Below are 14,897 nucleotides of genomic sequence, written 5' to 3' on the forward strand. Positions count from 1 at the left end.
GCAACAACTGTGTGGAATAGAGGTTCCAGAGCCTTTTGGAATAATCAGGGGGTGACGATTAATTGAAAGGCCACGGCAAACATCATCACCGCCACCAGCAGATCGAGAATCCGCCAGGTACTGGGCCGTGCCAGCCACGGCGCCAACCAGGCGGCGCCGAGGGCCAGGGTGAAGAACCACAGCAACGACGCACTGGCCGCGCCGACGACATAGGCGCCGGGCTCGGTTTGTTGGGCGCCGAGGGAGCCGATCAACAACACCGTATCCAGATAAACGTGCGGGTTGAGCAAGGTCACCGCCAGGGCGCTGAGCATCACCGCGCGCAGTGAGCGAACAGTTTGATGTTCACCTTGTTGCAGGCTTTGTTTCGAACAGGCCCGACGCAGCGCCTGACTGCCATACCAGATCAGAAAAACAGCGCCACCCCAACGGGCGACTGCCAACAGGGTCGGGTTTTGCGCCAGTACGGTTGCCAGGCCGAATACGCCCGCGGCGACCAACAATGCATCGCACGCAACACAAAGCGCCGCCACCGGCAGGTGATGTTCGCGGCGAAGGCTTTGCGCCAGGACAAACGCATTTTGGGTGCCGATGGCCATGATCAATCCGGCGGCCACCAACAGGCCGTTCACATAACTTTGCCACATAGGTTTTACTCCGCGTTGGCTGCCAGGTCGCGCAGCACTTGCAAGGCGCGTTGGGCGTCGGCCTGGCCGACAAATAAATGGTCGTGGTAATAGCCAGCGATCACGTTGCAACTGATGCCGGCCTGGCCCAGTGCCGTGGCGAACGCGGCCGTCAGGCCAACGGCTTCGAGGGCCGAGTGCACGTTCAAGGTGATCCAGGCCGCGACATAGTCGAAGTTGAACCCTGCCTGTTCAGCATGGGAACGTTCCAGAATCACCGTCAGGCCTTCCTGCTCGCGGAAGCTGCCGATGATCTCAAGTCCCGCCGGCAACGTGCTGTCGCGCAGGGTGCAAAACACGTATTCGCCGTCGTTGAGTTGCGGGCTCATGCTGCGCAGCAAGGTGGCCAATGAAGTTTCGCCAGCCATGTCGATGTTCCTTGTGAAAGAGTGCTTGCCGGGCATTCTCCGCTGCTAACCTGTATAAGAAAAACCAATCATGCTGATCGCTCATTAGGAAAACTGATGTTCGACTATAAATTGCTTTCCGCCTTGGCCGCCGTGGTCGAGCAGGCTGGATTTGAGCGCGCCGCGCAGGTGCTGGGGTTGTCGCAGTCGGCGATTTCCCAACGGATCAAACTGCTGGAGGCGCGAGTCGGCCAGCCGGTGTTGGTGCGGATCACCCCGCCGGCGCCGACCGAGATTGGTCGGCGGCTGCTTAACCATGTCCAGCAAGTGCGTTTGCTTGAGCGGGATCTGCAGACGCTGGTCCCGGCGCTGGACGAAGAAGGTCTGCCGGAACGCCTGCGAATCGCCTTGAACGCTGACAGCCTCGCCACGTGGTGGGCCGCTGCCGTCAGTGACTTCTGTGCCGAGCAGCACTTGCTGCTGGATTTGGTCGTCGAAGACCAGACGGTCGGCCTCAAACGCATGCGCGCGGGCGAAGTGGCCGCGTGCATTTGCGCCAGCGAACGGCCGGTGGCCGGTGCGCGCAGCGTGTTATTGGGCGCCATGCGTTATCGGGCGTTGGCCAGCCCGGCGTTTATTGCGCGGCACTTTCCTGAAGGGGTTCGTGCTGATCTGCTGGCGAAAACCCCTGCGCTGGTCTTCGGACCGGACGATTTCCTGCAGCATCGCTACCTTGCTTCGTTGGGTGTCGAAGGTGGTTTCGAACACCATTTATGCCCCTCATCCGAAGGCTTCATCCGCCTGACCGAGGCCGGTCTCGGCTGGGGCCTGGTGCCGGAATTGCAGGTGCGCGAGCAACTGGAACGCGGTGTTTTGGTCGAGCTTTTGCCAGATAAGCCCATCGATGTGCCGCTGTACTGGCATCATTGGCGCAATGGCGGTCAGCTTCTGGGGTTGTTGACCGATCAATTGGTACGTTCGTCGAAGCAATGGCTGGTGCCGTTGGGTTGACGGGCAGCGTCAAGACTCACGCATTACGCATTACGCAAAACGAAAGACATCGGAGCTCTACATGAAAATTCTGGTCACCGGCGCAAGCGGCTTCATTGGCGGACGCTTTGCGCGTTTCGCCCTGGAGCAAGGCCTGGACGTGCGGGTCAACGGTCGCCGGGCCGAAAGCGTTGAACACCTGGTGCGCCGTGGCGCCGAGTTTATCCAGGGCGACTTGAGCGACCCGGAACTGGCGCGCGAGCTGTGTTCAGATGTCGAAGCCGTGGTCCATTGCGCTGGCGCGGTCGGGTTGTGGGGGCGTTATCAGGACTTTCATCAAGGCAACGTGCAGGTCACCGAAAACGTGGTCGAGGCCTGTCTGAAGCAGCGCGTTCGGCGTCTGGTGCATTTGTCGTCGCCGTCGATCTACTTCGATGGCCGCGATCATCTGGGGCTGACCGAAGAACAGGTGCCTAAACGCTTCAAGCACCCTTACGCGGCCACCAAGTTTCTGGCCGAGCAGAAGGTCTTTGGCGCCCAGGAATTCGGTCTCGAAACCATCGCTCTGCGCCCGCGTTTCGTGACCGGGGCCGGTGACATGAGCATCTTCCCGCGCCTGCTGAAGATGCAGCGCAAGGGGCGGTTGGCGATCATCGGCAACGGCCTGAACAAAGTCGATTTCACCAGCGTGCACAACCTTAACGAAGCATTGCTCAGCAGTTTGCTGGCCAGTGGTTCGGCCTTGGGCAAGGTCTACAACATCAGCAACGGGGCGCCGGTGCCGTTGTGGGATGTGGTCAACTACGTCATGCGCAAGATGGATGTCCCACAAGTGACGCGCTACCGTTCCTATGGATTGGCCTATAGCGTTGCCGCGCTCAACGAAGGGGCGTGCAAGCTGTGGCCGGGCCGTCCCGAGCCGACGCTGTCGCGACTGGGCATGCAAGTCATGAACAAAAATTTCACCCTGGACATCAGTCGCGCCCGGCATTATCTGGACTACGATCCGAAGGTCAGTCTCTGGGCGGCCCTCGACGAGTTCTGCGCCTGGTGGAAGGCTCAGGACCTTCGCTGACTGTCCGGTTGCCCGTCTGCCAGCACTGAACCGAGTTTGTGGTTGAGGGTCAATCGGTCGGCAGTGGGGTTTATACTCGCCGCATAAAGCCATCACCGCGTTCCACAAAGGTTGACTCAATGTCCATGCGTAACGATGCCAACGACGACTTCGACGATGTCCCAAGCCTGCGTGCCGACGTCCTCGATGACGATGATTTTCCCACCACTGCGCGCACCTCCGTGCACTCGCGGCCGGTGCCTGTCGTCAAAGTCAAAAGCGCCAGCACCGGCCCGTTGTGGGCTTTGGTCGGCGCACTGTTCTTTGCCTTTGCAGGCCTTGCCTGGTGGAGCTTCCAGCAGATTTCGCTGATGGAACAGCAACTGGTCGCGACCCAGGAAAGTTTCGCGCGCATCAGTGAAGAAGCGGCGGGGCGCTTGCAGGATATTTCCGGCAAGGTGGTCGCCAGCCAGACCAACGTCAACAGCGACAGCGAAGCCTTGAAACTGCAAATCAAGCAACTGGAAAGCAAACTCCAGGACCAGAGCCAACAGCAGCAAGGCGTTGTCGGCCAGACCTCGGAGCTGGACAAACGCCTGGCGCAGATGAGCGCGCAAACCGCCGATCTGGACAAACGCCTGGCGCAAATGACCGCTCAGAACACCGAGCACCAGACCGCCAATACGCAATTGCAGGCGCAGGTCAAAGCGTTGAGTAGCGATTTGGCCGCGCTGAAAAGCGCCTCGGACGACACCAGCAAATTCGACGCACAGCTCAAAAGCCTGGGTGCCGACATCGTTGCACTGAAGAAACAAGGCAACCCGAGCGCCGCCATCGAGCGTCTGGAACAAGAAATGATCGTGCTCAAAAGCGAGCAGGACAACCGCCCGGCCGTTGCGCAAGGCGCCACCAATATCGCCGAGTTCGACGCCTTCCGCGGCCAGACCACCCGCAACATCAACACGCTCCAGGCGCAGATCCAGAATCTGCAACAGCAGCTGCGCGCCCGGCAGTGAGGCCTGAATCATTCCCGGGCCGTCCGGGAATGATTTCCTTACACACTGCGATTCGCTGAATATTCATACATATCCCATTGCCGACTACGCTCTTGAAACACTGACAAGAACGGGGGATGGACAATGGGGGTTCTGCACAAGTTGGCGGGGCTGGGCGCGATGCTGTTGCTGTGCCTGGGGCAGGTTCATGCCGCCACGGCACAAAAGGACGACGGTCAGGCCGCCAAGGCCTTGCTGGAAAAAGCCCTGGCTTACTACCACGACAATGGCGACAAGGCGTTCGCCGCTTTCAGTCGTCAGGGCGAATTTGTCGACAAGGATCGCTACGTGTTCGTGGTCGACACCAAAGGCGTGATGCTCGCCAGCGGTTGGCCGTCTTCGGCATTGATCGGGCGTGATGTGTCCGAAACCCTCGGGCCGGAGTTGCAGAAAGCGTTCAAGGACGCCTTGAGCGTGCCGGAAGGCAATGGCATCCAACAGGCGGAGTATCGCTGGCAGAACTGGTCCGACGGCAAGGTCGAACGCAAGCACGTGTTCTACCAGCGCGTTGGCCAGCGGATTCTGGCAGTAGGTTATTACCTGCCACGTGCCTCAGCGGAACAGGCGATGGCCTTGCTGAACAAAGCAGCGACCGATCTGGCCAAGGACGAGAAGGGCACGCTGAGCGCGATCAACTCCCTCAAGGGCGGTTACTTGCAGGATGACCTGTATGTGTTTGTCGTCGACCTCAACACCCAGCGCTACGTCGCACACGGCACCAACCTGCGGCTGATCAACACAGACTTCGGCAAGATCAAGGACCCGGAAGGCAAACCGGTGGGCGAGCCGATCCTGGGGTTGATTGCCAAGCAGGATGACGGCGAATACGAATACCGCTGGAAAAACCCGGTGACTGGCAAGATTGAAGACAAGCATGCGTACCTGAAAAAGGTCGGGCATTTCCTGGTGGCGGTCGGGTATTACAGCCCTTGAATCACGGTGACTGACAGGCCGCTATCGCGAGCAAGCTCGCTCCCACAGTGGATCTTCGGCGTTCACATATTTTGTGTATGACATAGATCAAATGTGGGAGCGAGCTTGCTCGCGATGGCCACGACTCGGTCCCACTATCGAACCTTGTCTTCCCGCCCCCGCAACAACATATTCGGCATCACAATCGCCGCCGCCAGCCCCAGCAGCGATACCGCCGCACTGACCATCAGCAAATGCCGGAAAGTCAGCAGCAGCTCCGCGCGCAGGGCATTCTGCGCATCGCCGGGTGCGGCATTCAAACCATCGAGCAACACATTGCCCGAGCGGCCCTCGGCAATCATCGACGAGCCGGCCAGGTGGGCAAAACTCGAATCCTGCAACAACGCCAGCAGCAACGCCGACATCAATGCCACACCCACCGCGCCACCCAGTGAACGAAACAGGTTGGTGGTGCTGGTCGCGACGCCGATATCGCGCTGGTCCACCGAGTTCTGTGTGCCGACCAATGACGTCGGGAATTGCATGCCGCTGGCGATCCCGCTGAGCAACATAAACAGACTGCTCAACAGAAAAGCCTGCGGCGGGCTGAAGGCCATGCCGAGAATCGAGATCGGCATCAGCACCGCCCCGGTCAGAATCATCGGTTTGTAGCGCCCGGTCACCGACGTGCGACGCCCGGCGAAATACGCGCCAATCGGCAAGCCCATGGCCAGCGGCAACAGATGCAACGCGGCGCTGTCGGCCCCGGCGCCCGTGACGCTTTGAAAGCGCAGCGGCATCAGCACGATCAGCGAGATGGCCTGGAAACTGGTGAAGAAAATCGTGCACCAGCACAGGAGCGCATTGCGGTTGGCGAACAGATGCATCGGCAACAACGGCTCACGCGCCCGGCGTTCATGCCAGACAAACAACGCCAGCACCAACACCGCACACACCAGCAGGCTCAACACTTCGGCACTGCGCCAGGAATGGCCTTGCCCGACCTGAGTGATGCCCAGCAACAAAGCGGTCAAGCCGATGATCATCAGCAAGGTGCCGAGGTAATCGATGATCGGTTTGCGTTGCGGAACCGGCAGCCCGACCAACGTGCGATTGGCCACCAGCCAGGCACCGAGACCCAGGGGCAGGTTGATCAGAAACACCCAGCGCCAGGACAAATACTCGGTCATGTAACCGCCCAGCACCGGGCCGGCGACGCTGGCCACCGCGTACATGCTGCTGAAATACCCCTGATAACGACCGCGTTCGCGGGGCGGGATGATGTCGCCGATGATCGCCTGGCTGACCGAAATCATCCCGCCCGCGCCGATGCCCTGGAGAATCCGCGCCAGCACCAGTTGCTCCATGCTTTGGGCCATGCCGCAAAATAGCGATGCGATCGTGAACAGGCCCATGCCGAAGAGCATCAGCTTACGCCGGCCATACAAATCGCCGAGCTTGCCGTAGATCGGCACCGCCACGGTCATCGCCACCATGTAGCCGGAGATCACCCAGGCCAGCAGGCTGACGTCCTTGAATTGCGCAGAAATGGCCGGCATCGAAACGGCGACGATGGTTTGGTCCAGCGCGCCGAGGAAAATCGCCAGCATCAGGGCGATCAACACGCTGCGGATGGCTGGTTTAGGCGTTTCAGGCTGGTTTAGATTGGTCACGGGTAAAGGCCTGCGGGCAGTGATTGACCCGCAAGGGCAAGGCGAGCGGGGACACTCGCCAGTGTAAGTCGGTAGCAGGCTATTCGATAGCCTCATAAGGAAGGCCGACGTAATTTTCTGCAATGGTTTTGCGACCGGCCTCGGAGTCGACGAAGTAATTCAGCTCCGACTCGCTGATGCGCTGGCTGAACGCGTCGTGGTCGTCAAAGCGGTGCAGCATCGAGGTCATCCACCACGAGAAGCGTTCGGCTTTCCACACCCGGCGCAGGCAGATTTCGGAATACTTCTCCAGCAAATCCAGGCGTCCCTCGCGATAGACCTTGAGCAAGATCTTGAACAAGGTGCTGACGTCGCTCGCCGCCAGGTTCAGGCCTTTGGCGCCGGTGGGCGGGACGATATGCGCGGCGTCGCCGACCAGGAACATTCGCCCGTACTGCATCGGTTCAACCACAAAACTGCGCAGCGGTGCGATGCTTTTTTCGATGGACGGCCCGGTCACCAAGGTGTTGGCCAACGCAGAGGGCAGGCGCGTTTTAAGCTCATCCCAGAAGCGCTGATCCGACCAGTCCTCGACCTTTGCGTCAGCCGGCACTTGAAGGTAATAACGCGTGCGGGTGGCCGAGCGCATGCTGCACAAGGCAAACCCGCGCGCGTGGCGGGCGTAGACCAGCTCTTCATGGACCGGCGGCGTATCGGCCAGGATGCCGAGCCAGCCGAACGGATAAACCCGCTCGAAGACGTTCAGGCAATCACTGGGAATTGACTGCCGGGCCACGCCATGAAATCCGTCGCAACCGGCGATGTAGTCGCAATCGAGGCGATAGGTTTCGCCATCCTTTTCAAACGTCACAAACGGTTCGGCGGTTTTCATCCCGTGCGGTACGACGTTGGCGGCTTGGTAAATCGTCTGCGCACCAGCCTCCCGACGAGCGGCCATGAGGTCGCGGGTGACCTCGGTCTGACCATAAATCATCACAGTTTTGCCAGCGGTCAGGGCGTGTAGATCGATGTGGACCCGACGGCCGTCGAGGGCCAGTTCGAACCCCCCGTGGACCAACCCTTCGGCATCCATGCGCTGTCCTACGCCGGCCTCACGCAACAGCTCTACCATGCCTTGTTCAAGGACCCCGGCGCGGATTCGTCCGAGCACATAATCCGCGCTCTGGCGTTCGAGAATAAGGGTGTCGATGCCGGCGTTGTGCAGCAATTGGCCGAGCAATAAACCGGCGGGGCCGGCGCCGATGATGGCGATTTGGGTTTTCAGCGTTTTCATTGTTTTTATGACTCGCAAGCTTCACATGGCCCAGGCCGGTGAATGATTTTTATGGATCGAGTGCTTGCATTTTTCCCTTGCGGGTCTGTCAATTGAAGGTGAAAAGTGAGCCGATACCTGTACATTCTGCCAATCGGTGCGATTATCGCCCGTAAACCTCTGAGGCCTGGATTGAAGTGATGAACAAGCCTGACCTGCCTTCGATTCCAGTGTTCAAGCTCTACGGTGAAAGCCTGGACTGGCCGACCCCCGACTTGCTGCACTGTGAAACCATTTCCAAACGCAGCCGCGAACATCAATGGGAAATCAAACCCCATCGTCACGCCGATTTGTGCCAGTTTCTCTTCGTTTTCAAAGGTCAGGCAGAGCTTGAAATCGAAGGCAAACGCACGCAACTGACTGAGCCGACCGTTCTGGTTTTGCCGCCGTTATCGGTGCACGGTTATCGTTTTTCCGAGGACGTCGAAGGATTTGTCGTGACATTGGCCGCGCCGTTGGTGGCCCATCTTCAGGCGCAGTTGGGTAGTTCGGTGAGCACGCTGACCCAAGCCGAAAGTTATCCGGCGGGCAAGGACAGCGACTACCTCAACAGCCTGTTTTCGGCGCTGCAGGAGGAATACACCGGCCACCAACCGGCACGCGAGATGCTGATGCATTCACTGGTCAGCGTGATCATGGTCTGGGTCAGTCGCCAAGTGATTTCGCGTCGCAACGCCAGCCAGCGTCCGCAACGAGCCCGGGAATACCTAAACGGCTTTATTCAACTGGTGGAAGAAACTTACCGTCAGCACGTCAAGGTCGAGGACCTGGCGCATCGGCTGGGGATTTCCGTGTCTCACCTCAACGGGACCTGCCGAGAGCTGGCGGGGCAACCGGCGTTGCAGATCATGCACGAGCGTCAGTTGCTGGAGGCCAAGCGTTTGCTGACCTACACCAGCATGACCATTTACGAAATGTCTGATGTGTTGGGGTTTTCCGATCCGACCAACTTCACGCGTCTGTTCCGACGTCGCGTGGGGATCTCGCCCAAGGCATTCCGCGACCGCTTGAAGGCCGATCAGGACAACGAGGCCTGACCGCTTTCGTCACCGAAGGGCGTTGAGGGTCGCGTTGTGGGGGATGCAGCGCTCGAAGTTACAGCTCGCATAGTCGCGGGGCAGTTGCCGCAACTGCTCTACGCGCCAGGCGGCGGTGCCATACAGCGCCAGCGTTGCCGCGCAGGTGATGAAAATGGCGAGGTATCTTCTTGTTCTGGTGTTCATGGCGTTGACCTCTGAACGAATACCCTTGGGTATTACTTTGAGCATAGGTCAGTGCCGCTGAGTTGCCAGCCCTGTGGGAGCGAGCTTTCTCGCGATGGCGCAGTGTCAGTCACCAGAGATGTCGAATATCAGACCGTTATCGCGAGCAAGCTCGCTCCCACAGTTTTGATCCGGTTACAGGCCGATATCCCACGCCGGCTCTTGCGGAAATCTGAGCACCAGAAAATCCAGCAGGCTGCGCAGCGCCGCCGGCATGTGCTTGCGCGAAGCGTACACCGCATAGATATTCATCTGCCTCGGCTCGGCATGGGGCAGCAGTCGCACCAGTTCGCCGCTGTGGATATTCACACCTGCCTGATACGTCGGCAGCATCGCCACGCCAGCTCCGGCGAGGGTGAGGCGCAACAGCGTGCTGGCTTCGTTGGCGCAGATGTTGCCCTGTACAGGCACTGACACCGGTTCCCCGTCCTGCTCGAAATGCCAGAGGCTTTTGCCGAAGTAGGAGTGCGTCAGGCAGTTGTGCTGACTCAAGTCCTCGACCCGTTGCGGCGTCGGGTGTTGGCCGAGGTAAGCGGGGGAGGCGCAGATCACCGAGCGGCAGACCGTCAACCGCCGGGCGATCAGGTTCGGGTCCAGGTCGTTGCTGGTGCGGATGGCCAGGTCGATGCGCTCATCCACCAGGTTCACGGTACGGTCGAGCATCTGCAGGTCGATGCTGACGCCGGGGTAGCGTTGGACATACGCCGCTATTGCATCCGCCAGTTGTGCCTGGCCGAACGAGGTGCTGACGCTGATCCGCAACAGGCCGCGTGGCGCTTCATCCGGCTCGCTGATGGCGGCTTGCATGTCGGTGGACAGGTCGAGCATCTGCCGGCAGCGCGGCAGGATTTCGCTGCCGGCAGCGGTCAGGCTCAATTTGCGCGTGGTGCGGTGCATCAAGCGTGCGCCGACCCAATCTTCCAATTCCGCCAGATAACGCGACACGACCGGCCGTGACAGGTCCAGATGATCGGCGGCAGCCGATTGGCTGCCCAGGTCAACCACCGTGACGAACACGCGCATTGCTTGAAGACGATCCATGATTTGCCCGATTTTAGAAACAAACTATGTTCAAGCATCGCATTTTTTGTACTGAGTGACGCAACTAAGCTCTGTCCCATCGCCAAACACGGCATTCGGATCACGGAGCAACAGATGATCGGCTTTACCTCTCTCAAGCGTATTTTGCTGGCCACCGCCACCCTGGGTTTCGCGGCCCACGCCGCCGCGGCGTCGACCCTGACCCTGGACGTCTACAACCCGGGTGAGAAAGCGATCTTCCCAGTGACCTCGGTGCTGGTCAGCGGCGAGAAAGAAGCCATTTTGGTGGACGCGCAGTTCGGCAAGTCTCAGGCCGAACAGGTGGTGGAAAAAATCCGCGCCAGCGGCAAACAGCTGACCACCATCTACATCAGCCACGGTGACCCGGATTACTACTTCGGCCTCGACACCCTGACCGCCGCCTTCCCGAACGCCAAAGTGCTGGCTTCGCAGCCAACCGTGGATCACATCAAGAAAACCGTCGACGGCAAGCTGGCGTTCTGGGGCCCGAAAATGGGCGCCGACGTGCCTGCCAAGACCCTCGTGCCGGGCGTGCTCAAGGGCGACAGCCTGATGCTCGAAGGGCAGAAGTTGCAGTTGGTGGGCCTGGACGGCAAGCAGCCGGATCGCACTTTCGTCTGGATCCCGTCGATCAAGGCTGTGGTCGGTGGCGTGGTCGTCGCCGAAAACATTCATGTGTGGATGGCAGACACCCAGACCGCGCAGTCCCACGCCGATTGGTTGACTACGCTGAAGGCCATCGAAACCCTCAAGCCGAACACCATCGTGCCGGGTCACTACCTCGGTGAGAGCAAGCGCTCGCTGGCGGCCGTGAAGTTCACCGCCGATTACATCAAGGCCTTCGACGAAGAAACCGCCAAGGCCAAGGACTCCGCTGCATTGATCAGCGCGATGAAAAAACGCTTCCCGACACTGGGTGAAGAAAGCTCGCTGGAGCTGAGCGCCAAAGTCGCCAAGGGCGAGATGAAGTGGGGTGAATGAGTGATCGTTCCCACGCTCTGCGTGGGAATGCAGCCCGTGACGCTCCGCGTCACTGGACGCGGAGCGTCCCTTGAGGCATTCCCACGCAGAGCGTGGGAACGATCTATCGGGTACAACCAAGCCAACTGGAGAACGTCATGAGCAAGATTGCAATCATTGGTGCCACCGGTCGCGCCGGTAGCCAACTGCTGGAAGAAGCCCTGCGTCGCGGTCACAGCGTCACCGCCATTGCCCGCGACACCTCGAAAATCACCCCGCGTGCCGGGGTGGTCGCCAGGAATGTCGATGCGCTTGATGCCCAAGCCTTGCAAGCGGCCATCGCCGGCCATGACGTGGTGATCAGTGCCGCGCACTTTGCGACCCTGCCTGCCAGCGCCGTTGTCGGGCCGGTGAAAAAAGCCGGGGTGAAACGTCTGCTGGTGGTGGGCGGCGCGGGTTCGTTGTTGTTGCCAGACGGCACTCGCGTCATCGACAGCAAGGGCTTCCCGCCGGAGTACAAGGCTGAGGCCAGTGCCGGTGCGCAATTCCTGCAAAACCTGCGTGAAGAAAAAGACCTGGACTGGACGTTCCTGTCGCCGTCGGCGGAGTTTGTCGAAGGTGAGCGCACAGGGGCGTTTCGAATCGGCCAGGATGATTTGCTGGTGAGCAGTGCAGGGCGCAGCTGGATCACGTTTGCCGATTATGCAATTGCGATGCTTGATGAAGTGGAAACACCGAAGCATTCACGTCAGCGGTTCACTGTCGGATATTGAACTCATGATCGTTCCCACGCTCTGCGTGGGAATGCCTCAGGGGACGCTCCGCGTCCAGTGACGCGGAGCGTCACGGGCTGCATTCCCACGCAGAGCGTGGGAACGATCATCAGCGAGGGAACGATCAGTACCGCGCCTGAGCCTGCTCCACCAACCACCCCATTAATTCGCGCAATTTCGGCGAAGGTCCAGGTTTGTCGGGGAATACCAGGTAATACGCCAGCCCGGTTTTCACTTTCAATTCAAACGGCATGACCAGCCGCCCGGCACTCAGGTCATCGCCAATCAACGACCAATCCCCAATCGCCACGCCCGTCCCCTGGGACGCCATCGACATTGCCAGGTCCAGCGTTTCGAAATGCTGACCCTTGCCGACATTGCTCAAGCGAACATTTGCGCTGGTCAGCCAGGCCTTCCAGTCCCGTTCATCACGAGTCGGGTGCAGCAGCATGTGCTGTTCCAGATCCTCGGGCTTTTGCAGGGGCACCGGACCTTCGAGCAGCGGTTTGGAACAGACCGGTGTCAGTTGTTCATCAAACAGTCGATGGGAGTCCAGTGAAGTGTCCGGCGGCACGCCATACACCACCGCCGCATCGAACTGCTCGCGATGAAAGTCCACGCCGTGCTTGACCGTGGTGGTCAATTCCACCGGCACGTCCGGACGCTCTCGCTGCCACTGCAACAGACGCGGCAGCAGCCAGCGCATCACGCACGTCGGGGCCTTGAGTTGCAGGGTTTCGCGCTTCTCGCCGATCTGCTCCACCGCCTCGTCGATCAGCCCGAAAATCTGCTGCACCCGTGGCAGCCATTCGCGTCCTTCGGCGGTCAGGGTCAGGCCCCGGGCCTGGCGAATGAACAGCTCATAACCCAGGTTTTCTTCCAGCCCGGCGATCTGCCGACTCACTGCGCCTTGGGTGATGTACAGCTGTTCGGCGGCGCGGGTGAAGTTGCAGCACTGCGCCGTGATCAGAAAAGTGTGCAGCGCCGGCAAGGGGGGCAATCGTTTCATTTGGATCCAAGGTATGACGTAAGGACATGGCTAGTATGACTTTTTATCCATTGTTGCGGCTATGTGTCGCCCGTTCCAATGAGGCCATCCCTGGACCTGCCAACTCATCATAAACACTGCGCAGGCCCGGCGTCTCAAACGAACAAAAAGGGCAATGACATGGCGACGTGCGGCGAAGTATTGGTCAAGTTACTCGAAGATTACGGGGTCGAGCAGGTGTTCGGCATTCCCGGGGTTCATACCGTGGAGCTGTACCGCGGCCTGGCCCGTTCGAGCATCAACCACGTCACTCCGCGTCACGAACAGGGCGCTGGTTTCATGGCCGACGGTTATGCACGCACCAGCGGCAAACCGGGCGTGTGCTTCATCATCACCGGCCCTGGCATGACCAACATCACCACCGCGATGGGCCAGGCTTACGCCGACTCGATCCCGATGCTGGTGATCTCCAGCGTGCAATCGCGCAGCCAGTTGGGTGGCGGTCGCGGCAAGCTGCACGAGCTGCCGAACCAGAGCGCCCTGGTGGGCGGCGTGGCGGCGTTCTCCCACACCCTGATGTCGGCCGCTGAATTGCCAGGCGTGCTGGCCCGCGCGTTTGCGCTGTTCCAGGCCGGTCGTCCGCGTCCAGTGCACATCGAAATTCCGTTGGACGTGCTGGTTGAAGAAGCCGATGACTTGCTCGCCAGTCTCCCGGTGAACATCGACCGTGCGGGCGCCGCGCCGAGCGCCGTTGCTCGCATGACCGCGCTGCTGGCCGGCGCCAAGCGTCCATTGATTCTGGCCGGTGGTGGCGCCATTGACGCCGCCGCTGAGCTGACTGAACTGGCTGAGCTGCTGGATGCGCCAGTGGCCCTGACCATCAATGCCAAAGGCATGCTCGAATCCGGCCACCCGTTGCTGATCGGCTCGACCCAAAGCCTGGTCGCAACCCGTGCCTTGGTAGCCGAGGCCGACGTGGTGCTGGCCATCGGCACTGAGCTTGCCGAGACCGATTACGACGTGACCTTCGCCGGCGGCTTCGAGATTCCTGGCGTGCTGCTGCGAGTGGACATCGACCCGGACCAGACCGTGCGCAACTACCCGCCGAAAGTCGCCCTGGTGGCGGACTCGCGCAACGCCGCCCAGGCCTTGCTGAACGAGCTGTCCCATCACTCGCTGGCCGAGCGCCGCAACGATTGGGGTCAGGTCCGTGCTGCACGTCTGCGCGAAGACCTCGCCGCCACGTGGGATGCGCCGACCCTGGCCCAGACCCGTTTCCTGGAAACCGTGTTGCACGAACTGCCAGACGCAGTCTTCGTCGGTGACTCGACCCAACCGGTCTACACCGGCAACCTGACCTTCAACCCGGAACGCCCGCGTCGCTGGTTCAACTCGTCCACCGGTTACGGCACCCTCGGTTACGCCTTGCCTGCGGCCATTGGCGCCTGGCTCGGTGGCAGCGTCGAGGGCGGTTCGCGTCCTCCAGTGGTGTGCCTGATCGGCGACGGCGGTCTGCAATTCACCTTGCCGGAACTGGCCAGCGCCGTTGAAGCGCGTACCCCGGTGATCGTCCTGCTGTGGAATAACCAGGGCTACGAAGAGATCAAGAAATACATGGTCAACCGCGCCATCGAGCCGGTGGGCGTGGACATCTATACCCCGGACTTCATCGGTGTCGCCAAGGCGCTGGGCTGTGCAGCCGAAGCGGTCAACAGTGTCGAGAAACTGCGCAGCGCATTGCGCCACGCCGCTGATCGTCAGGGCCCGACCCTGATTGAAATCGATCAGACCCAGTGGATGAAGGCGGTGTCGAAATGACTTTG

At 60.4% G+C, this 14,897-nt stretch carries 15 protein-coding genes; 8 read left to right on the plus strand and 7 right to left on the minus strand.

What is annotated here, in order from left to right; translation table 11 throughout:
• Window positions 1-44: 44 nt before the first annotated feature.
• Window positions 45-647 carry a LysE/ArgO family amino acid transporter gene (locus tag QRN31_RS00855; protein ID WP_285429546.1) on the minus strand — a complete coding sequence of 201 codons (603 nt, stop codon included), beginning with the start codon at window positions 645-647 and terminating at the stop codon, window positions 45-47.
• Window positions 648-652: 5 nt separating this feature from the next.
• Window positions 653-1,054, minus strand: coding sequence for an ACT domain-containing protein (locus tag QRN31_RS00860; protein ID WP_285429547.1), 402 nt, complete (start codon window positions 1,052-1,054; stop codon window positions 653-655).
• A gap of 96 nt (window positions 1,055-1,150) precedes the next feature.
• On the opposite strand from QRN31_RS00860, the gene QRN31_RS00865 reads away from it, so the two are divergent.
• The 4 genes from QRN31_RS00865 (at window position 1,151) to QRN31_RS00880 (ending at window position 5,065) form a co-directional block, all read left to right on the plus strand.
• On the plus strand, window positions 1,151-2,044 hold the full coding sequence (locus QRN31_RS00865) for a LysR family transcriptional regulator ArgP (protein ID WP_208669656.1): 894 nt from the start codon (window positions 1,151-1,153) through the stop codon (window positions 2,042-2,044).
• Between the two features lie 61 nt (window positions 2,045-2,105).
• Window positions 2,106-3,098 (plus strand): NAD-dependent epimerase/dehydratase family protein, encoded by a 993-nt coding sequence (locus tag QRN31_RS00870; protein WP_285429550.1) that lies wholly within the window; start codon window positions 2,106-2,108, stop codon window positions 3,096-3,098.
• A 119-nt stretch (window positions 3,099-3,217) separates the two neighbouring features.
• On the plus strand, window positions 3,218-4,093 hold the full coding sequence (locus QRN31_RS00875) for a coiled-coil domain-containing protein (protein WP_285429551.1): 876 nt from the start codon (window positions 3,218-3,220) through the stop codon (window positions 4,091-4,093).
• A gap of 123 nt (window positions 4,094-4,216) precedes the next feature.
• Window positions 4,217-5,065, plus strand: a complete 849-nt coding sequence (locus QRN31_RS00880; RefSeq protein WP_285429553.1) for a cache domain-containing protein — start codon at window positions 4,217-4,219, stop codon at window positions 5,063-5,065.
• A 134-nt stretch (window positions 5,066-5,199) separates the two neighbouring features.
• Here the strand turns inward: QRN31_RS00880 and QRN31_RS00885 are convergent, their stop codons facing one another.
• Both QRN31_RS00885 and pobA read right to left on the minus strand, forming a co-directional pair.
• Window positions 5,200-6,717, minus strand: a complete 1,518-nt coding sequence (locus QRN31_RS00885; protein ID WP_285429554.1) for an MDR family MFS transporter — start codon at window positions 6,715-6,717, stop codon at window positions 5,200-5,202.
• Window positions 6,718-6,796: 79 nt separating this feature from the next.
• Window positions 6,797-7,981 (minus strand): 4-hydroxybenzoate 3-monooxygenase, encoded by a 1,185-nt coding sequence (gene pobA / locus QRN31_RS00890; protein WP_285429657.1) that lies wholly within the window; start codon window positions 7,979-7,981, stop codon window positions 6,797-6,799.
• 188 nt (window positions 7,982-8,169) lie between these two features.
• Here pobA and QRN31_RS00895 point away from each other — a divergent pair, with 188 nt between their 5' ends.
• The gene (locus tag QRN31_RS00895; RefSeq protein ID WP_090187593.1) at window positions 8,170-9,066 is read left to right on the plus strand and encodes a helix-turn-helix domain-containing protein; all 897 of its coding nucleotides are present in this window, start codon (window positions 8,170-8,172) and stop codon (window positions 9,064-9,066) included.
• A 9-nt stretch (window positions 9,067-9,075) separates the two neighbouring features.
• Here QRN31_RS00895 and QRN31_RS00900 read toward each other — a convergent pair whose 3' ends face one another.
• Together QRN31_RS00900 and QRN31_RS00905 are read right to left on the minus strand one after the other, a co-directional pair.
• A complete protein-coding gene (locus QRN31_RS00900; RefSeq protein WP_167360513.1) occupies window positions 9,076-9,252 on the minus strand; it encodes a hypothetical protein in 177 nt (58 codons plus the stop codon).
• Window positions 9,253-9,426: 174 nt separating this feature from the next.
• Entirely contained in the window at window positions 9,427-10,332 is a 906-nt protein-coding gene (locus tag QRN31_RS00905) for a LysR family transcriptional regulator (protein ID WP_285429557.1), read from the minus strand.
• 114 nt (window positions 10,333-10,446) lie between these two features.
• Between QRN31_RS00905 and QRN31_RS00910 the strand changes: the two genes are divergently transcribed.
• The gene (locus QRN31_RS00910) at window positions 10,447-11,334 is read left to right on the plus strand and encodes an MBL fold metallo-hydrolase (protein ID WP_285429560.1); all 888 of its coding nucleotides are present in this window, start codon (window positions 10,447-10,449) and stop codon (window positions 11,332-11,334) included.
• A 137-nt stretch (window positions 11,335-11,471) separates the two neighbouring features.
• On the plus strand, window positions 11,472-12,086 hold the full coding sequence (locus QRN31_RS00915; RefSeq protein WP_285429562.1) for an NAD(P)-dependent oxidoreductase: 615 nt from the start codon (window positions 11,472-11,474) through the stop codon (window positions 12,084-12,086).
• Between the two features lie 124 nt (window positions 12,087-12,210).
• On the opposite strand, the gene QRN31_RS00920 is transcribed toward QRN31_RS00915, so the two are convergent.
• On the minus strand, window positions 12,211-13,095 hold the full coding sequence (locus QRN31_RS00920; RefSeq protein ID WP_285429563.1) for a LysR substrate-binding domain-containing protein: 885 nt from the start codon (window positions 13,093-13,095) through the stop codon (window positions 12,211-12,213).
• Window positions 13,096-13,254: 159 nt separating this feature from the next.
• Between QRN31_RS00920 and QRN31_RS00925 the strand changes: the two genes are divergently transcribed.
• The gene (locus QRN31_RS00925; RefSeq protein WP_285429565.1) at window positions 13,255-14,892 is read left to right on the plus strand and encodes a 5-guanidino-2-oxopentanoate decarboxylase; all 1,638 of its coding nucleotides are present in this window, start codon (window positions 13,255-13,257) and stop codon (window positions 14,890-14,892) included.
• Window positions 14,893-14,897 lie beyond the last annotated feature (5 nt).

Origin of the sequence: Pseudomonas sp. fls2-241-R2A-110 (assembly GCF_030209165.1) — a bacterium.
Taxonomy (GTDB): domain Bacteria; phylum Pseudomonadota; class Gammaproteobacteria; order Pseudomonadales; family Pseudomonadaceae; genus Aquipseudomonas.